The organism is Actinacidiphila bryophytorum, assembly GCF_016916835.1.
Classification (GTDB): Bacteria; Actinomycetota; Actinomycetes; order Streptomycetales; family Streptomycetaceae; genus Actinacidiphila; species Actinacidiphila bryophytorum.
The window spans coordinates 137,591-156,043 of the sequence record NZ_JAFFIX010000001.1 but is presented as its reverse complement, the minus strand read 5'-3'; the positions used below and the strand labels follow the sequence as shown (position 1 = coordinate 156,043).

Genomic DNA, 18,453 nt, shown 5'->3' with positions numbered 1-18,453 from the left:
ATGCCGATCGACCACCGTCTGTCCGAGGAGTACGAGGCGCTGCGCGCCACCGTGGCGGAGTTCGCCCGGGATGTGATCGCGCCGAAGATCGGCGGGTTCTACGAGCAGGAGGAGTTCCCGTACGAGATCGTGCGGGAGATGGGGCGGATGGGCCTGTTCGGGCTGCCCTTCCCCGAGGAGTACGGCGGGATGGGCGGCGACTACTTCGCGCTGTGCATCGCCCTGGAGGAGCTGGCCCGGGTGGACTCCTCGGTGGCGATCACCCTGGAGGCGGGGGTGTCACTGGGCGCGATGCCGGTGTTCAGGTTCGGCACCGAGGAGCAGAAGCGGGAGTGGCTGCCGCGCCTGTGCTCGGGCGAGATGCTGGGCGCTTTCGGGCTGACCGAGCCGGACTGCGGTTCCGACGCGGGCGGCACCCGCACCACGGCCAGGCTGGACGAGGCCGCGGGCCAGTGGGTGATCAACGGGACCAAGAGCTTCATCACCAACTCGGGCACCGACATCACCGGCCTGGTCACGGTGACGGCGGTGACCGGCCGCACCGACGACGGGCGCCCGCTGATCTCGTCGATCATGGTGCCGTCGGGCACCCCCGGCTTCACCGTGTCGAAGAAGTACAGCAAGGTCGGGTGGAACGCCTCGGACACCCGGGAGCTGTCCTTCACCGACTGCCGGGTGCCCGCGGCGAACCTGCTGGGCGAGATGGGCCGCGGCTATGCGCAGTTCCTGCGCATCCTGGACGAGGGGCGCATCGCCATCGCGGCGCTGGCCACCGGTCTCGCGCAGGGCTGCGTTGACGAGTCGCTGGAGTACGCCAGGAGCCGGGAGGCCTTCGGGCGGCCGATCGGCGCGAACCAGGCGATCCAGTTCAAGCTGGCCGACATGGAGATGCGGGCGCACACCTCCCGGCTGACCTGGCGGGACGCCGCCTCCCGGCTGGTGCACGGGGAGCCGTTCAAGAAGGAGGCGGCGGTGGCGAAGCTGTACTCCTCGGAGATCGCGGTGACCAACGCCCGCGAGGCCACCCAGATCCACGGCGGCTACGGCTTCATGAACGAGTATCCGGTGGCCCGGATGTGGCGCGACGCGAAGATCCTGGAGATCGGCGAGGGCACGAGCGAGGTGCAGCGGATGCTCATCGCCCGCGAGCTGGGGCTCACCGGCTGACCGCTCCCGGCCCACCCCGGCCCACCCCGGCCGGCCCCGCCCACCCCAGGCCGGCACCCCCACCGCCGTACCCGAACCGCCCGACGCCCCGCCCGCAGCGCCCAGCGCCGCGAGCGGGGCGTCACCCCTTTGGCCGTTCTTGACCTGTCGTCCTGCCCGGAATCGGGCAGGATTCTTGCAAACCGAAGATCATCACACCAGTATCAACGGGTGCTCGAACGCCGGACCTCCTACGAAGACCTGATCGACCACCTGGTGCGCACCACGCCGCTGCACCGCGGCGAGGCATCCCGGGTGGTGCTGGACGTCCTGGCGTACTTCGACGAGACGACCGAGGAGTACGTCCGCCGCAGACACCGCGAGCTCCAGGCGAAGGGCCTGGTCAACGCGGAGATCTTCGAGCGGATCGGCGAGGAGCTGCCGCACCGGGCGGTCGCCCCCGCCGCGCTCTCCCAGCGGCAGCTGCGCCGCATCGTCTACGGCTGAGGAGCACAAGAGCCGCAGGGCAGCAGGACAGGACAGCAGGACAGGGCACACCCGGCCTACGGGCCGCCAGAGGACGACGGAGAGGGACGGACGGCACATGTGCGGAATCGTCGGATACATCGGCAAGCGTGACGTGGCGCCGCTGCTGCTCGAAGGGCTGCAGCGACTGGAGTACCGCGGTTACGACTCGGCCGGCGTCGTCATCACCGGCAAGTCGGGCGAGCTGCGTACGGTCAAGGCCAAGGGCCGGGTGCGCGAGCTGGAGTCGCGTATCCCCAAGCGCTTCGCCGGCACCACCGGCATCGCCCACACCCGCTGGGCCACCCACGGCGCGCCCAGCGACCTCAACGCGCACCCGCACCTGGACGCGGACGAGAAGGTCGCCGTCGTCCACAACGGCATCATCGACAACGCCTCCGAGCTGCGTATCCGGCTGTCCGCCGAGGGCGTCGTCTTCGCCTCGGAGACCGACACCGAGGTGCTGGCCCACCTGATCGCCAGGTCCGCCGCCGAGACGCTGGAGAAGAAGGTCAGCGAGGCGCTGCGGTCGGTCGAGGGCACCTACGGCATCGCGGTGCTGCACCAGGACTTCCCCGGCCGGATCGTCGTCGCCCGCAACGGCTCCCCGGTGGTGCTGGGCATCGGCGAGAAGGAGATGTTCGTCGCCTCGGACGTGGCCGCGCTGGTCGCCCACACCCGGCAGGTGGTGACCCTCGGGGACGGCGAGATGGCCACCCTCAAGGCCGACGACTTCCGCACGTACACCACCGAGGGCTCGCAGACCACGGCGACGCCGACCACGGTGGAGTGGGAGGCCGAGTCGTACGACATGGGCGGCCACGACACGTACATGCACAAGGAGGTCTTCGAGCAGGCCGAGGCCGTGGACCGGGTGCTGCGCGGGCGGATCGACGACCGCTTCGCGACCGTGCACCTGGGCGGGCTGAACCTGGACGCGCGCGAGGCGCGCAGCGTGCGGCGGATCAAGATCCTGGGCTGCGGCACCAGCTACCACGCGGGCCAGATCGGCGCGGGCCTGATCGAGGAGCTGGCGCGTATCCCCGCGGACGCGGAGCCCGCGTCCGAGTTCCGCTACCGCAACCCCGTGGTCGACCCGGACACCCTCTACGTGGCCGTGTCCCAGTCCGGCGAGACCTACGACGTGCTGGCGGCCGTCCAGGAGCTGAAGCGCAAGGGCGCCAGGGTGCTGGGCGTGGTCAACGTCGTGGGCTCCGCCATCGCCCGCGAGGCCGACGGCGGCACCTATGTGCACGCGGGCCCCGAAGTGTGCGTGGTGTCCACCAAGTGCTTCACCAACACCGTGGTCGCCTTCGCGCTGCTGGCGCTGCACCTGGGCCGGGTGCGTGACCTGTCGGTCACCGACGGCAAGCGGATCATCGAGGGGCTGCGCAAGCTGCCGGCCCAGATCGAGGAGATCCTCAAGACCGAGCCGGAGATCAAGCAGCTGGCGAAGGCGTACGCCGACGCCCGCTCGATGCTCTTCATCGGCCGGGTGCGCGGCTACCCGGTGGCCCGCGAGGCGTCGCTGAAGCTCAAGGAGGTCAGCTACATCCACGCCGAGGCCTACCCGGCCTCCGAGCTCAAGCACGGGCCGCTGGCGCTGATCGACCCGTCGATGCCGACGGTGGCGATCGTGCCGGACGACGACCTGCTGGAGAAGAACCGCGCCGCCCTGGAGGAGATCAAGGCCCGCAGCGGCCGGATCCTGGCGGTGGCGCACCAGGAGCAGGAGAAGGCCGACCACACCATCGTGGTGCCGAAGAACGAGGACGAGCTGGACCCGATCCTGATGGGCATCCCGCTGCAGCTCTTCGCCTACCACACCGCCCTCGCCCTGGGCCGCGACATCGACAAGCCGCGCAACCTGGCGAAGTCCGTCACGGTCGAGTAGGGCACCTCGGCGCAGCCGAGGACGAGCAGCCGCACCGAAGGGTGGGGGCCGGTCTCAGGACCGGCCCCCACCCTTCACTTTCCGAAGAAGAAACGGCCCGCTACGGGATGACCACCACGGGCCGCTGCGCCCGCCGGGCCAGCCGCCCGGCGACCGAGCCGAAGATCCGGCCCGCGAGCCCGTGCGTGCCGCCGACGACGATGGCGTCGGCCTCGTACTCCCGGCCGACCTCCTCCAGCTCGTGGCAGATGTCGCCGCCGCGCTCGACCAGCACCCAGGAGATCTCGGCGAGGTGGTCGGCGCAGGCCAGTTCGAGGCCCAGCACCTCGGTGCGGTGGTCGGGGACGTCGACGAAGACCGGCGGTTCGCAGCCCGCCCACACGGTGGCCGGCAGCCGGTTGGCGACATGCACGATGATCAGCGCGGAACGCGTCCTGCGGGCCATGCCGATGGCGTACGAGAGCGCGCGCTCGCTGGAAACGGAACCGTCGAAGCCCACCACCACGCCGTGCCGGAACGCCGGGTCACACGCGTGGCTCAGGGCTGGGGCCTGCTCGGGCAGAGCCGCCGATTCGGCGAGCGGCCTGCGATCGGCGGGCTCGGGGAAGTCATGACCGGCCATGATGCGGATTCTCGGCGAGGGCGGCGCTGACGCGCCGAGCAGCGGACAGGACGGTGCGTGCGGGGCGGGACGCCGGATCGGCCGTTTTGGGCCAGTTCGCCACTTCCCGTCCCACTCCCTCCAGAGTACGGCTGCCACGTCCGCCTGCACAGATCCGGCGGTCGCTTCACAGGCCGCGTACCCGGAGTTCCCAGGAGAATGCCGGAGCGGCGGCGAGAGCGCAACGCCATCCCGCCAACCGGCTGCACGCCGCGGCGCACCGGAGCATCCCGGGGGCGCATCGGAGTCACCCGCGGGCGGCCGCGCGCCGCAACCGGCTCATACCCACTGCGACCACGGGATATCCACCGGAATGAACCCTTCGGCCGCACGATTGTGCGACCACCGTACGGACGCCCGGCGCACCCCCCGGCGCCTTTTACGCGCATCCAGCTCCTGAACGGCGTTTTTCGGCCAACTTCTCGGCCCTGCGCCCCCGTTCGGATTCCCGCCCGCTAACACCTCTGCCACCTGCGGTTCTACGATGCGGCGTGTCGCGGATGACGCACTGCGTGGCCGAAGTGACGGGAGGCGTACTTCCCTCCGGGCGCCACGAGTGAAACGCTTCGTGATCGAATGCTTTACGCCACGTTGTCTTGTCGACTTAGCGTCAGGTGCCAAAGGTGTCACTGACGCCCCACCTGACGCAGTAGATTTGATCATGGGTGGCCTCGCGGGGGAAACGTGCAGGACCGAGGTGACGACGCGTCGATTCGAGGGGGGCTTGAGCTCCATGAGCCAGGAGTCCGGTTCCGGTACGGCGACGGAGAGCCCGTCGCAAGCAGCATCGGCATCACCTCGCGCCATCCGTAAGCTCTCCGCGCGCCGGCGGCCCGAAGTGGTGGCCGTGCTGCTCTTCAGCGGTGGCCCGATCTTCGAGAGCTCCATACCGCTGTCCGTCTTCGGCATAGACCGCCAGGACGCGGGAGTCCCCCGCTACCGGCTGCTGGTCTGCGCCGGCGAGGACGGGCCGCTGCGCACCACCGGCGGCCTCGAACTGACCGCCCCCTACGGCCTGGAGGCGCTCTCCCGGGCCGGCACGGTGGTCGTGCCGACCTGGCGCTCGATCTCCCAGGCGCCGCCGCCCGAGGCCCTGGAGTCGATCCGCAGGGCGCACGAGGAGGGCGCCAGGATCATCGGCCTGTGCACCGGCGCCTTCGTGCTGGCGGCGGCAGGCCTGCTGGACGGCAGGCCGGCCACCACGCACTGGATGTACGCGCCCACCCTCGCCAAGCGCTACCCGTCGGTCCACGTGGACCCCAGGGAGCTGTTCGTGGACGACGGCGACGTCCTGACGTCGGCCGGCACCGCGGCCGGAATCGACCTGTGCCTGCATGTGGTGCGCACCGACCACGGCGGCGAGGCCGCGGCCGCGCTGGCCCGGCGGCTGGTCGTACCGCCGCGGCGGGCCGACTGGCAGACCGGGCAGCGGCACCTGGACAGGTCTTTACCCGAGGAGATCGGCGCCGACCCGCTGGCCGAGGTCGTCGCCTGGGCGCTGGAGCACCTGCACGAGCAGTTCGACGTCGAGGCGCTGGCCGCGCGCGCGTACATGAGCCGGCGGACCTTCGACCGCCGCTTCAGGTCGCTGACCGGCAGCGCACCGCTGCAGTGGCTGATCACCCAGCGGGTGCTGCAGGCACAGCGGCTGCTGGAGACGTCGGACTACTCGGTGGACGAGGTCGCGGGCCGCTGCGGCTTCCGCTCCCCGGTGGCGCTGCGCGGCCACTTCCGGCGGCAGCTCGGCTCCTCCCCCGCGTCCTACCGGGCGGCCTACCGCGCCCGCAGGCCGCAGGACGAGCAGGAGCGGCCGCCGGCGCCTGCCGACCTGGCGGCGCTGCGCCGCACCACGGGGGTGCCGGTCACCGCGCACGGGCCGGTCTCGCAGATCCTGACGGCGCCCGGCAAGCCCGACGGCGACGCCTTCGCCTCCCGGGTGCCCGAGCAGCCCGGCAGGGGCGGCGACGCGGACGCCCAGGGGCGCAGCAGGCTGCGTGCGGGGCGCGGTCTGGGCGCCGCACTGCCGGGCCCGCGCGATCGCCCCGTAGGGTGAGACACATGAACGACCGGATGGTGTGGATCGACTGTGAGATGACGGGCCTGTCGCTGGCGCACGACGCGCTGATCGAGGTGGCGGCCCTGGTCACCGACTCCGAGCTGAACGTGCTCGGCGACGGGGTGGACATCGTGATCCGCCCGCCCGCCGAGGCGCTCGACACCATGCCGGACGTGGTCCGCGCGATGCACACCGCGTCCGGCCTGCTGGAGGAGCTGGCCGGCGGGGTGGCGCTCGCCGAGGCCGAGCAGATCGTGCTCGACTACGTACGCGGCCAGGTCGCCGAGCCGCGCAAGGCGCCGCTGTGCGGCAACTCGGTGTCCACCGACCGCGGCTTCCTGGCCCGCGACATGCCGACCCTGGAGCAGCACCTGCACTACCGGATCGTGGACGTCTCCTCGGTCAAGGAGCTGGCCCGCCGCTGGTATCCGCGGGCCTACTTCAACAGCCCGGAGAAGAACGGCAACCACCGGGCGCTGGCCGACATCCGCGAGTCGATCGCCGAGCTGCGCTACTACCGGGAGGCGGTCTTCGTGCCGCAGCCCGGCCCCGACACGGACACGGCCCGCACGATCGCGGCCCGCCACGTCGTGCGGTAATCGAGGGCGCGACCACCCCCCGCCACCCTGTACACTTTTCGAGGCGGCGCCACCCCAGCAGCATGATCAGCCGGGAAAGCGCCGCTCATGGTGGGTGTAGCTCAGCTGGTAGAGCACCTGGTTGTGGTCCAGGATGCCGCGGGTTCGAGTCCCGTCACTCACCCTCGTGGAAGAGGCCCCGCCCCCGGGAAACCAGGGGCGGGGCCTTTTCGCTGTGACGAGAGGACTGCTGGCAGATGAGCGACTTCCCGGCCGACCGGACCCTGCGGATCGGCACCCGCAGCTCCCCGATGGCGATGGCGCAGGCCACCATGGTGGCCGGGCTGCTGCGCAAGGAGCAGCCGGGGATACGGGTGGAGTTGGTGCCGGTCACCACGCAGGCCGACCGGTGGCACGGGGACCTCGCGCAGGTCGGCGGCAAGGGACTGTTCGTCAAGCAGATCGACGCCATGGTCCAGGGCGGCTCCGTGGACATGGCGGTGCACTGCATGAAGGACGTGCCGGGGGACATTCCCCTGCCGCAGGGGCTGGTCTTCGCCGCGGTCCTGGCCAGGGACGACGTGCGGGACGTCCTGGTCTTCCCGCAGGGCTCGGACCTGCAGACCCTCGACGACCTCCCGGTGGGCGCAGCCGTGGCCACCTCGGCCGTACGGCGCAGGGCGCAGCTGCAGCGGGTGCGGCCGGACCTGGCGGTGGTACGGGTCCGCGGCGCGGTCGGCACCCGGATCGACAAGCTCGACGGCACCCGGGAGAGCGACACCGCGGCGGACGCGGCGGTCCTGGCCGCCTCGGGGCTCGAACGGCTCGGGCTCTCGCACCGGGGCCGCCAGGTCTTCTCGGTGGACGAGCTGCTGCCGGCCGTCGGCGCCGGGGTGCTGGCCCTGGAGTGCCGCGAGGACGACGGGCCGGTGGCGGAGCTGCTGGGGCGGCTCAACCACGAGCGGACGATGGCCGAGGTGACGGCCGAGCGGGCGATGCTGGAGGGCCTGCGCGGCCACTGCAACAGCCCTGTCGCGGGCTACTGCGCGACCGGGCAGGACGGGCTGCTGTCTCTTCGCGGCATGGTCTTCACGCCCGACGGCTCGGCCTTCGTGGAGGCCCGCCTTCGCGGGGAGCCCGGCGAGGACCCGGCGGCGCTGGGCGCACGCGCCTGCGCGGAACTGCTGCGGCAGGGCGCGGCGGAGATCATCGAGGCCATCCCCCACTGAGGCCAGCGCGAAGAGGCGGACGGCCTGCGTAAAGGCAGGCCCGCAGCACGCATACCGCGGCCCCGCGCCCTCCGAGTGCCTGGAGGGTGCGGGGCCGCGGCCCGGGTCCGGCGGGGGCACGGGGCGGGCCGGGTGACTGTCAGGAAACCCGGGTCATCCCCCGCCCCGGCTCCCGCCGGTGGTGCGGATCACCTCATCACTCGCCGAAGAGCAGACCGTAGGCTCCCATCGCCATCGCGATGTCGGCCTGCGCCCAGAAGCGGTGGTAGGTGAAGCTCGGCGCGTTCCCACCGTCGAGGTAGGCCTGCACCTTGGACCAGTTGGGGTCGTTCTTGTAGAAGGACCGCAGCTCGATGAAGGTCGAGCTGGAGTTGATCTTGTCGCCGTTGGGCATCGTGCCGGAGAATGTGGACGGCACGTACACCGGGTCGTCGAACCGGTTGAAGTCGGTCCTGGTCTCCGGGGTGGCGATGCCCAGCGGGTCCTGGTAGTTGCCCCACATGCCGTCGAGCAGCGCCTTGGCGGTGGTCTTCGCCGCCGTGTTGCCGGACTTGGCGGCGTAGTAGGACAGCGTCTTGGCGTAGGCCGCCGCGACACCCAGGTCGTTGCCGTAGGCCGAGACCGTCACGTGCAGCCCGGTGTTCTGGGCCGGGCTGGTCGGGTTCCAGGTGGCCGGCGCACCGGTCCACTGGAGGTCGGACGGGATCTTGAAGGTGCCGTCCGCGTTGATGGTGGTCTCGGAGATCGCCCAGGCGACCCACTTGTCGAGGATGGCCTTGGCCTTGGCGTCACCGGTCTGCTGGTAGTACTCCGCGACGCGCTCCATCGACCAGGCCTGCATGCCGAACCACTGGTTCGACGGCGGGTCGTGGTAGACGGGCTCCCAGTCGTACGCCATCCCGTAGAAGGTGGGCGTGCCGGCCGGGGGCTGGCCGTAGGCGCCGCCCCAGCTGTTGGTGGCACCACCGGCGATGGCGCCCTCGGAGGACTGCAGCCACTGGTAGAACTCCAGCTGCCGGCCGAGGCTGGTGGTCCAGTCCTGCTTGCCGGTCGCCGACTTGGGCGCCATGGCCGTGTCGGTGGTCAGCGCGTAGGCCGCCAGCGGGTTCTGGTAGCCGAAGTGCGAGGCGCCGTCACCGATACGCCAGGCCCAGCCGCCGCCGGAGCCGGACGAGCCGCCCCAGGCGTAGTACCAGGACAGCAGGTAGTGCTCGCTGTCCTTGCCGGTGCCGGCCGGGCACGCGGTCGGGCTGGTGCAGTTGCCGATCTTCTTGAAGTACTTGTCGAAGAACGAGTACCGCAGGTAGTCGCCCATCTTGCCGGCCTTGGCGACGGTCGCCGCGACGTCCGACTTCTTGCCCTGTGCGGTGGCCCACTGGTCGGCCCAGTAGGCGGCCTGGATCGCGCGGGCGTCGGCGTCGGGGGCGTCGGTGTACTTCCACTGCTGCGAGTAGGCGGAGTCACCCGTGAACAGGTCCAGGTAGCCGTTCTTGCCGCCGTACTTGAACGCGTCGCAGGTCGGCTGCGGCACGGTCTCCCACACCGACTCCTGCTCACCGCGCTGGAAGGTGTTGATGTACGAGGGGCCGTCGGCCGTCGGGCCGAGCTCGCAGCCGCCACCGGGCGTGTCACCGTAGCCGTAGATGTTGTCCACGTCTTCGAGCCAGTGCATGCCGTAGATGTCGTCCGTGCCGTAGGCCGACTTCAGCTCGCCCGCGATCGGGTCCACGCCGGACTTCACACTGCTGTCGAGCTGCGACGGGTAGTCGGAGGGCAGCGGGTGCTCGGGGGCGTAGGTGGCCGGCGAACTGGGGTTGTAGAAGCTGTTCGTCGGCTGGTCGGCGTGCGTGGGGATCATGTACTTCTCCATGGTCGCCCACGACGCGTTGAACTTGCTCCAGTCGCCGCTGACCTGGCCGTACATGGCCTGCAGCCAGATCATGTACGAGTACGCCTCGGACGTGGTCTCGTGACCGTAGTCCGGCGCCTCGACGATCAGCGTCTCGACCGAGTGGTACGGGATGCCCTCGGGCGAGAAGTAGCCGCTGGACGGGTCGGTGATCTTCCCGTACAGCGACAGGAACCGGGCCGCGTAGTCGCCGCCGGTCGCGCTGATCTCGTTCACCGTGACAGCCGCGGTGCTGTAGCCGGTCGCGGTGGCCGAGAAGGTCGCGGAGCCCGAGCCGGTGGACGCCGCGGCGACCGTCACGGTCTGCGCGGTCGACCAGTTCGACGGGGTGAAGGTCAGGCTCGAACCGGACTGCACGCTCAGCGAGGTGTTGCCCGCGGTGCGCGCCACGGCGACCGTCACGTTCGACGACGGAGCGCTGGAGAGCTTCACACCGAAGGTGCCGGTCTTGCCCTGCTGCACGGACACGGTGGTCGGCGAGGCGACGATCGCCGGGCCGGTCGCGACGTGCACGCCCACCGGGGTGGACTCTGCGGACGCGCCGAGGCTGTCGTACGCCTTGGCGTAGACCGAGTAGTCACCCGCCGGGACCGCGCTCCAGTCGAAGGAGTACGGCGAGGTGGTGTCGGTGGCCAGCAGCGTGGTGTCGCTGTAGAACTCCACCTTGGTGATGGTCGCCGAGTCCGCGGCGACCGCGGTCGCGGCCAGCGGGATGGTGGCGCCCGCGCTGAAGGTCGCACCCGCCGACGGGCTGGTGAGCACCGGCAGCGGAGGCTGGTGGGCACCCCCGCAGACCGTGCCGTTCACGCTGAAACTGGTCGGTGCGGTGTTGGTGCCGCTGTAGTTGAAGTTGGCACTCGACGTGACGTTCGCGTTGGGCGCGATTGTCTTGTTCCAGTCCAACGACTTGACAGTGACGGCCTTGCCCGACTGCGACCAGGTGCCGTTCCAGCCGCTCTGCAGCGTCTGGTTGCCGGTGTAGGAGTACGTCAGCGTCCAGCCGTCGATCGCGGCCGTGCCGAGGTTGGTGATCTTGGCGTTCGCGGTGAAACCGGAACCCCAGTCATTGGTCGAGTAGTCGACGCTGCACTGCAGTCCGGCCGCGTGCGCGACGCCGCCGCCGGTGGCCACGGTCAGGCCGAGCGGCAGCGCGAGTGCGGCGGCCAGCGCCGTCAGCAGTCGCCTGGTCCGCTTTGCGAACGGTCTTCCTCTGGGCATGCGAGAGGTCCTCCTCGCGGTTCTTGTGGGGGGATGGGTCCTGCGATTCAGCTGTGAACCAGTGGGAGCGCTCCCACCATCAAGGCGTTGACGAAGAACTGTCAAGAGGTGAATCAGAACCGCCTGCTGACGGGGCCTCGTCTGCAGAAGTCGATGGAGCCCGCCCGCGGGCGCGACAGCCCCTCTACCGTCGGACCGGACTTGGCGCTAAGGTCTGCGGCGGACCAGTGGGAGCGCGTCCACTCTTCTCGTTCACTCGATTTCTCGATCCCCCCACCACACGAGGAGTCGCACATGCGACGACCCACGCGCACCGTGGCGGTCACCATCGCCGCCGTCACCACGGCGGCCGCTGCCGCGGCGCTGCTCCCCGCGCTGAGCAGCGCCGCGGCCGGGGCCGCGCCGACCTGCTCGGTCCTCTACACCGTCACCAACCAGTGGGACGCGGGCTTTCAGGGCAACGTTGTCATCACCAACACCGGTGCACCGACGACCAGTTGGGACCTGAGCTTCAGTTTCGCCAACGGCCAGAAGGTCACCCAGGGCTGGAACGCCACCTGGGCGCAGTCGGGTACGACCGTGCACGCCACCTCGATGTCGTACAACGGGGCCATCGCGACCGGCGGCACCGTCAGCGCCGGCTTCCTCGGCAGCTGGTCGGGCAAGAACGCGATCCCGATCGGCTTCACCCTCAACGGCGCCGCCTGCGCGCAGGTCGGCGAGCCGACCGAGACTCCGCCGAGCACCCCGGTGACCCCGCCCACCACACCGACGCCGACCGTCCCGCCGACGACGCCGCCGACCACGCCGCCCACCGGCGACTCCGCGCCGCCCAAGCTGCACGTGGCCGGAAACAAGCTGGTCGACTCCACCGGCAAGCAGGTGGTCCTGCACGGTGTGAACCGTTCGGGCACGGAGTTCGCCTGCGCGCAGGGCAAGGGGATCTTCGACGGCCCGGTCGACGACGCGGCCATCGACGCGATCAAGAGCTGGAAGGGCGTCACCGCGGTCCGCGTCCCGCTCAACGAGGACTGCTGGGAAGGCCTGAGCTACGTTCCCTCCGCCGACGGCGGGGCCAACTACATCGCGGCGATCACCGGCTGGGTCGACCGGCTGGTCGCGCACGGCATCACGCCGATCGTCGAACTGCACTGGTCGCACGGCACCTACACCGGCAACTCCGCGGGCTGCACGGACGTCAACGCGACCTGCCAGAAGCCGATGCCGGACGCGCAGTACGCGATCCCGTTCTGGACCAGCGTGGCGAACACCTTCAAGTCGAACACCTCGATCGTCTTCGACCTGTTCAACGAGCCGTACCCGGACCGCGCCACCTCCACCAGCGACCAGGCCTGGTCCTGCTGGCGGGACGGCGGCACCTGCCCGGGCATCGGCTACCAGGTGGCGGGTATGCAGGACATGCTGGACGCGGTGCGCGGAACCGGTGCGCAGAACGTCGTCCTGATGGGCGGCCTGGCCTACTCCAACGACCTGACCGGGTGGCCGGCGCACGAGCCGACCGACCCGACGGGCAACCTGGCGGCGGCCGTTCACGTATACAACTTCAACTCATGCGCCAACAGCTCCTGCTGGGACTCCCAGCTGGCGCCGGTCGCGGCGAAGGTGCCGCTGGTGGCCGGTGAGATCGGCGAGAACACCTGCGCCCACTCCTTCACCGACAGCTTCATGAGCTGGCTGGACAGCCACCAGCTGTCCTACCTGGGGTGGACCTGGAACACCTGGGACTGCTCCTCCGGGCCTTCGCTGATCTCCTCCTACGACGGCACCGCGACGAACTACGGCCTCGGCCTGAAGAACCACCTGGCGTCGCTTGGCTGACCCGGCGGCACCCCGAGAACGGGGGCGGTCCCGTGCATGGATGGCGTGCACGGGCCCGCCCCTCCTTCGTGATCTGGCGTCTGAGCAGGGGCTGAGCGCACGGCGGGCGGGTGCAGGTCCGTTCGAGTCTCGTAGTCGCTCGAAGTCTCAACTGGCCATTATTGAACAACTTATTGACGCGGAAGTACGCGCCTTGTAAACATCACCTCGCCAAGAGAGCGCTCTCACCGCGCTCTGGCGGCCTCCGTCACGGACCCCCACCCGGTTGAGGAGAACACATGTCAGGCAGCACTTCCCTGCTGGTGCGCCGACGGCCAGGGCGCCACCGCGGACGCCAGCCGTATCTGGTCCTAACCGCATTGCTCGCCCTGCTCGCGGGGCTCGTCCTCGTGGTGACCTCGCAGTCCCCGGCGCGCGCCGCGGGCACCCTGCTCTCGCAGGGCAAGCCGGCCACCGCGTCCTCCACCGAGAACGCCGGAACCCCCGCATCCGCGGCCGTCGACGGCAACACCGGCACCCGCTGGTCCAGCGCCGCCGCCGACCCCCAGTGGATCCAGGTCGACCTCGGCAGCAGCCAGGCCATCAGCCAGGTGACGCTCAACTGGGAGACGGCCTACGCCAAGGCCTTCACGATCCAGACCTCGGACAACGGCACCACCTGGTCCACCGTCTACTCCACGACCACCGGCACCGGCGGCGTGCAGAACCTGGCCGTAAACGGTTCCGGCCGCTACGTGCGGGTCAACGGGACGGTACGGGCCACCCAGTGGGGCTACTCGCTGTGGGAGTTCCAGGTCTACGGCGCCGGCGGCTCGACCTCCCCCGCCGCGTGCGGCACCGCGAACACCGCACAGGGCAAGACGGCCACCGCCTCGTCCACCGAGAACGCCGGCACCCCCGCATCCGCCGCCGTCGACGGCAACACCGGCACCCGCTGGTCCAGCGCCTTCGGCGACCCGCAGTGGCTGCAGGTCGACCTCGGCTCCTCGCAGCAGGTCTGCGGCGTCGGCCTGAACTGGGAGGCCGCCTACGCGACCGCCTTCCAGATCCAGGTCACCGACAACCCGGGCGGCACCTGGACCACCGTCTACTCCACCACCACCGGCACCGGCGGCGTACAGAACCTGGACGTGAACGGCACCGGCCGCTACATCCGCGTCTACGCCACCGCCCGCGCGACCGCCTACGGCGACTCGCTGTGGGAGTTCCAGGTGCACACCGCCGGCGGCGGCACCACCACGGGCGGGACGACCGGCGGCACCACCAACCCGCCCGACTCCTTCTGGGGCACCACCGACGACATCCCGGCCGCGCACAACGTGATGGAGCTGAAGATCCTCAACAGGACCAACGGCGCCTACCCGGACAGCCAGGTCTACTGGAGCTTCAACGGCCAGGTGCACTCCATCGCCGAGCAGCCGTACTTCGACATGCCGGCCAACTCCTCGGGCCGCATGTACTTCTACGTCGGCTCGCCCAACAGCCAGTACAACGACTTCATCGAGTTCACCATCGGCGCGACCGTCTTCAACGGCAACACCACCCGGGTGGACGCCTGGGCGCTGCCGCTGGCGATCCGGCTGCACTCGCACAGCGGTGAGGACATCCAGCTCGGTGACAGCCAGGACCTGTTCACGATGAGCCGCGACCAGGTCTTCCAGTCCTTCCAGAACGCGGTGCCGCAGCAGTTCAAGGTGCTCGCGCAGACCCAGGCGCCCTACCGGATCATCGCCCCGGGCAGCGACCCGAGCTTCCGTGCGGGCGGCGTCAACGCCGACTACTACACGGCATACGCCCAGTCGGTCGGCGTGAACGAGCCCACCTCGAACATCTTCGGCTGCGCCGGCTCCTTGGCCGCCGACGCCGCCGAGTGCGCGGCGCTCAACCGGCACACCGCGACCCTGCCCACCGACCAGCAGCAGGACCCGAGCAAGTTCTACGGCGGCGACCCGGCCAACTGGTACGCCAAGTACTGGCACGACCACGGCATCAACCACCTCGCCTACGGCTTCCCGTACGACGACGTCGCCGGCCAGGCCGCCTACGCCTCGCAGCAGAACCCCCAGTGGATGGAGGTCGCCGTCGGCTTCTGAGCGCCGGCGCTTCCCCGAGCTTCCCCGGAATCCCCCCACATCCCCCCACAGCACCGCCGGAGGCGGACCCGGTACGCGCCCCACGCGCACCGGCTCCCGCCCCCGGCGGTGTGCTTTTCCGGCGGCCCTCCCCACGCCCTCCCCGGCTCCCGGCGGCGGCCTCAGCGGCGCAGCCGGTCGCCGACCCAGCGGCTGGGGGCGGTCAGGGCGATGGCGAGGGGGTTGAAGAAGAACGTATGGGCGTCCAGGAGGCCGCGAGGGCCGCTGTGGCGGGTGACGAAGCCCCCGCCGGGCATCGGGGTCGCCCGGGCGCGTGCGCGGCGCAGAGCGGCCTGTGCGAGGGGCTCGCCGGCGACCAGCAGGACGGGGGAGGCGATGACGACGGCGGCGTATGTCAGCAGGCCGGTCCGGGAGTTCCGCATGCCCCTGCAACGCCCGGCGCCCGCACCCCGGTTCCCCGGGCGCGGGCGTTCGGACGTCCGCCCGCCGGGCACGGGAGCGCTCCCAGCGGGCGGCGCGACCGCATCCGGCTCCGGGCGCGGCGCGGCCAGACCGGCCCTAGACCGAGTCCCGCTGGACCAGTTCCGTCGCCAGCACCACGTGGCGGCGCACCGACTCGCGTTCCGCGATCTCCTCCAGCAGCACGCGGGCCATGGTGCGGCCCATCTCCTCGGTGGGCTGCCGCACGCTGGTCAGCGCCGGGTCCATGTGCCGGGCGATGGCCGAGTCCTCGAAGCCGACCAGCGCGACGTCGTCGGGCACCCGGCGGCCGCTCTCGCGCAGCACCGCCCTGGCGCCCGCGGCCATCACGTCGGAGGCGGCGAAGACCGCGTCGATGCCCGGGCGGCGCACCAGCAGCTCGCGCATGGCCCGCCTGCCGCCCTCCTCGGTGAAGTCGCCGCGGGCCACCAGCGCGGTGTCGAAGCCGGCGTCCAGGCCGCCCGCGGCGGCCTCCACGGCCTGCCGGTAGCCGTCGAGCCGGCTGCGCGCCACGTACATGTCGGGCGGCCCGGTGATGGTGGCGACCTGGCGCCGCCCGCGGGCGATCAGATGCGCGACCGCGGCCCGCGCCCCGCCGACGTTGTCGGCGTCGACGTAGGAGACCGACTCCAGGTCGCTGCGCCGGCCGTTGAGCACCGCCGGCATCTCCAGCTGCTCCAGCAGGTCCGGCAGCGGGTCGTCCTCGTGCACCGACACCAGCAGCACCCCGTCGACCCGGTGGGCGGCCAGGTACTGCGCGAAGCGCGCCCGCTCCTTGGGGGTGCGGATCAGCGTGAGCAGCAGCTGCATGTCGGTGTCTGCCAGCTCCGCGCCGATGCCGCGGATGATGTCGGAGAAGTACGGCTCGGCGAACAGCCGGGTCTCCGGTTCCGGGATGACCAGCGCGATGGCGTCCGTGCGGTTGCCCGCGAGCGCCCGGGCCGCCCGGTTGGGGACGTACCCCAGTTCGGCGATGGCGGCCTCGACGGCGGCCTTCGCACGGTCGCTCACCCGGGGTGATCCGTTGATCACCCGGGAGACCGTTCCCCGCCCGACTCCGGCGCGCAGCGCCACCTCCTCAAGGGTGGGACGTCCGCTGTGCCGCCCGTTCATGGCCACTGCCGCCTCCAGTACTCATTTCGCGCCACCTTAGCGCCCGGTCCTTCCCAGCAGGAGCGGTTCTTGAGAGCGCTCCCACACTACAAGCCCCAGGCAGGAGCTTCCGTTCAAGAAGTAATCAAGAGTCAGCTCCGGACACGTTCCGGCAACGAAATGGACTTCACATCTTGACACTGACCCCTCCTAGGCGTGAATGTTCCGGAAAGCCTACGTGGGAGCGCTCCCACAGCGCCATCCGTTCGTACGCCCCCGGGGACCCACGCACCACCCGCACGCTGACCCACCCTGACAAGGAGAGTGGAATGCGCACTTCCGGCAGAACCCGCAAGGCCGCCGTCATCGCGGTCGCGGGTCTCGCAGCCTGCGCGACCCTGATCACCGGCTGCAGCAGCGACAAGAAGGACGACCCGAAGAGCACCTCCAGCGGCTCGTCGTCCACCGAGAAGATCACCCTGCACGTCGGCGACTTCGGCTCGTTCGGCTACGACGACAAGACGGGCGCAGCCCTCTACGCCGAGTACCACAAGCTGCACCCCAACATCACGATCGTTGAGGACGCCGTCTCCGACGGCCAGCAGTACTGGAACTCGCTGAAGCTCCACCTGACGCAGAACAGCGGTCTGGACGACATCCAGGCCATCGAGGTGGGCTACATCGGCCTGGCCATCCAGCCGAACCTCGCGTCGAAGTTCGTGGACTTCAAGACGGTCGCCGGCTTCAACGCCGACGACTGGCTGCCGTACAAGGAGAAGCAGGCCACCACCTCCGACGGCAAGGTCATCGGTGTGGGCACGGACGCGGGTCCGACCGCGATCTGCTACAACAAGGACGCCTTCCAGAAGGCCGGCCTGCCGACCGACCGCGACACCCTCGCGGCCAACTGGAACGGCGACTGGCAGAAGTTCATCGACCTGGGCAAGCAGTTCGCGGCCAGCAAGACCGCGCCCAAGGGCATGAAGTTCTCCGACTCCGGCAGCGGTCTGTTCAACGCGGTGCTCGCCAGCCAGCCGACGCAGTACTCGGACGCGAGCGGCAAGCTGATCTACGACACCAGCGCGGGCGTGCAGACGGCGTGGAACATCGCCACCGAGGCCGTGCAGGAGGGCCTGACGGCCGGCTACCAGCAGCTGGACCCGGCCAACGCGTGGGCGGCGGCGTTCAAGACCAACAAGTTCGCCACCGTCACCTGCCCGAGCTGGATGGTCGGCCTGGTGGCCACCAACTCCGGTGACGCGGGCAAGGGCAAGTGGGACGTCGCGGCGCCCCCGCAGGTCGGCAACTGGGGCGGTTCGTTCCTGGCCGTGCCGAAGTCCGGCAAGCACGTCAAGGAGGCCACCGAGCTGGCCCAGTGGCTGACCTCGGCGGCCCAGGAGATCAAGGTCTTCCAGAAGTTCGGGAACATCCCGTCCTCGACCAAGGCCCTGGACGACCCGGCCGTGCAGAACCTGGTCAACCCGTACTTCCCTGACACCCCGATGGGCAAGATCTTCGCGACCGCCGCCAAGAACATCACCCCGGCGCCCATCGGCCCGTGGGACGGCAACGTGAAGGACATCATCACCAAGAACGGCATCCTCGACATGGAGAAGCGCGGCACGTCGAAGGACAAGGCGTGGTCGAACGCGGTGAAGCAGATCAAGGACACCGTCGTCGAGTAGTACCCAGGCGGGGCCGCCCGGCAGTGTCTCCCACCTGCCGGGCGGCCC

General features: G+C 70.4%; 13 protein-coding genes, 1 tRNA gene and 1 pseudogene. 11 read left to right on the top strand and 4 right to left on the bottom strand.

Translation table 11 applies throughout. The features are described from left to right. From JT723_RS00630 to glmS, 3 genes are all read left to right on the top strand, one after another. Positions 1-1,167, top strand: coding sequence for an acyl-CoA dehydrogenase family protein (locus JT723_RS00630; protein ID WP_205042324.1), 1,167 nt, complete (start codon positions 1-3; stop codon positions 1,165-1,167). Between the two features lie 210 nt (positions 1,168-1,377). Beyond that, complete coding sequence (locus tag JT723_RS00625) at positions 1,378-1,653, top strand: hypothetical protein (protein WP_033172782.1); 276 nt, start codon at positions 1,378-1,380, stop codon at positions 1,651-1,653. A gap of 97 nt (positions 1,654-1,750) precedes the next feature. Further along, positions 1,751-3,565 (top strand): glutamine--fructose-6-phosphate transaminase (isomerizing), encoded by a 1,815-nt coding sequence (gene glmS, locus JT723_RS00620; protein ID WP_205042322.1) that lies wholly within the window; start codon positions 1,751-1,753, stop codon positions 3,563-3,565. 100 nt (positions 3,566-3,665) lie between these two features. On the opposite strand, the gene JT723_RS00615 is transcribed toward glmS, so the two are convergent. Further along, the gene (locus JT723_RS00615; protein WP_205042320.1) at positions 3,666-4,187 is read right to left on the bottom strand and encodes a universal stress protein; all 522 of its coding nucleotides are present in this window, start codon (positions 4,185-4,187) and stop codon (positions 3,666-3,668) included. Between the two features lie 772 nt (positions 4,188-4,959). Here JT723_RS00615 and JT723_RS00610 point away from each other — a divergent pair. From JT723_RS00610 to hemC, 4 genes are all read left to right on the top strand, one after another. Beyond that, positions 4,960-6,279, top strand: coding sequence for a helix-turn-helix domain-containing protein (locus JT723_RS00610; RefSeq protein WP_240164872.1), 1,320 nt, complete (start codon positions 4,960-4,962; stop codon positions 6,277-6,279). Between the two features lie 5 nt (positions 6,280-6,284). Next, positions 6,285-6,881, top strand: a complete 597-nt coding sequence (gene orn / locus JT723_RS00605; RefSeq protein ID WP_205042319.1) for an oligoribonuclease — start codon at positions 6,285-6,287, stop codon at positions 6,879-6,881. Between the two features lie 90 nt (positions 6,882-6,971). After that, positions 6,972-7,044: transfer RNA gene (locus tag JT723_RS00600), tRNA-His, on the top strand. Between the two features lie 73 nt (positions 7,045-7,117). Then, positions 7,118-8,089: a hydroxymethylbilane synthase gene (gene hemC / locus JT723_RS00595; protein ID WP_205042318.1), complete on the top strand. Its 972-nt coding sequence runs from the start codon at positions 7,118-7,120 to the stop codon at positions 8,087-8,089. 196 nt (positions 8,090-8,285) lie between these two features. On the opposite strand, the gene JT723_RS00590 is transcribed toward hemC, so the two are convergent. Further along, positions 8,286-11,216 carry a glycoside hydrolase family 48 protein gene (locus JT723_RS00590; protein WP_205042313.1) on the bottom strand — a complete coding sequence of 977 codons (2,931 nt, stop codon included), beginning with the start codon at positions 11,214-11,216 and terminating at the stop codon, positions 8,286-8,288. Between the two features lie 294 nt (positions 11,217-11,510). Here JT723_RS00590 and JT723_RS00585 point away from each other — a divergent pair, with 294 nt between their 5' ends. The 3 genes and pseudogenes from JT723_RS00585 (at position 11,511) to JT723_RS36025 (ending at position 15,148) form a co-directional block, all read left to right on the top strand. Further along, positions 11,511-13,055 carry a cellulose binding domain-containing protein gene (locus tag JT723_RS00585; RefSeq protein WP_205042311.1) on the top strand — a complete coding sequence of 515 codons (1,545 nt, stop codon included), beginning with the start codon at positions 11,511-11,513 and terminating at the stop codon, positions 13,053-13,055. A 278-nt stretch (positions 13,056-13,333) separates the two neighbouring features. Next, positions 13,334-13,783 (top strand): annotated as a pseudogene (locus tag JT723_RS36375) (discoidin domain-containing protein); the annotation flags it as partial. Continuing rightward, positions 13,763-15,148, top strand: coding sequence for a beta-1,3-glucanase family protein (locus JT723_RS36025; protein ID WP_372441204.1), 1,386 nt, complete (start codon positions 13,763-13,765; stop codon positions 15,146-15,148). The pseudogene JT723_RS36375 and the gene JT723_RS36025, both read left to right, overlap by 21 nt. A gap of 161 nt (positions 15,149-15,309) precedes the next feature. On the opposite strand, the gene JT723_RS00575 is transcribed toward JT723_RS36025, so the two are convergent. Together JT723_RS00575 and JT723_RS00570 are read right to left on the bottom strand one after the other, a co-directional pair. Next, positions 15,310-15,570, bottom strand: a complete 261-nt coding sequence (locus tag JT723_RS00575; protein ID WP_205042307.1) for a hypothetical protein — start codon at positions 15,568-15,570, stop codon at positions 15,310-15,312. A gap of 136 nt (positions 15,571-15,706) precedes the next feature. Next, positions 15,707-16,741, bottom strand: coding sequence for a LacI family DNA-binding transcriptional regulator (locus JT723_RS00570; RefSeq protein WP_205042777.1), 1,035 nt, complete (start codon positions 16,739-16,741; stop codon positions 15,707-15,709). Positions 16,742-17,049: 308 nt separating this feature from the next. On the opposite strand from JT723_RS00570, the gene JT723_RS00565 reads away from it, so the two are divergent. Then, positions 17,050-18,405, top strand: a complete 1,356-nt coding sequence (locus JT723_RS00565) for an ABC transporter substrate-binding protein (protein ID WP_205042306.1) — start codon at positions 17,050-17,052, stop codon at positions 18,403-18,405. Positions 18,406-18,453: the final 48 nt, after the last annotated feature.

Coding starts and splice junctions, on each gene's coding strand:
- JT723_RS00630 (WP_205042324.1), top strand. CDS start 1: ATGCCGATCGACCACCGTCTGTCCGAGGAGTACGAGGCGCTGCGCGCC.
- glmS (WP_205042322.1), top strand. CDS start 1,751: ATGTGCGGAATCGTCGGATACATCGGCAAGCGTGACGTGGCGCCGCTG.
- JT723_RS00615 (WP_205042320.1), bottom strand. CDS start 4,187: ATGGCCGGTCATGACTTCCCCGAGCCCGCCGATCGCAGGCCGCTCGCC.
- JT723_RS00610 (WP_240164872.1), top strand. CDS start 4,960: ATGAGCCAGGAGTCCGGTTCCGGTACGGCGACGGAGAGCCCGTCGCAA.
- orn (WP_205042319.1), top strand. CDS start 6,285: ATGAACGACCGGATGGTGTGGATCGACTGTGAGATGACGGGCCTGTCG.
- hemC (WP_205042318.1), top strand. CDS start 7,118: ATGAGCGACTTCCCGGCCGACCGGACCCTGCGGATCGGCACCCGCAGC.
- JT723_RS00590 (WP_205042313.1), bottom strand. CDS start 11,216: ATGCCCAGAGGAAGACCGTTCGCAAAGCGGACCAGGCGACTGCTGACG.
- JT723_RS00585 (WP_205042311.1), top strand. CDS start 11,511: ATGCGACGACCCACGCGCACCGTGGCGGTCACCATCGCCGCCGTCACC.
- JT723_RS00575 (WP_205042307.1), bottom strand. CDS start 15,570: ATGCGGAACTCCCGGACCGGCCTGCTGACATACGCCGCCGTCGTCATC.
- JT723_RS00570 (WP_205042777.1), bottom strand. CDS start 16,741: ATGAACGGGCGGCACAGCGGACGTCCCACCCTTGAGGAGGTGGCGCTG.
- JT723_RS00565 (WP_205042306.1), top strand. CDS start 17,050: ATGCGCACTTCCGGCAGAACCCGCAAGGCCGCCGTCATCGCGGTCGCG.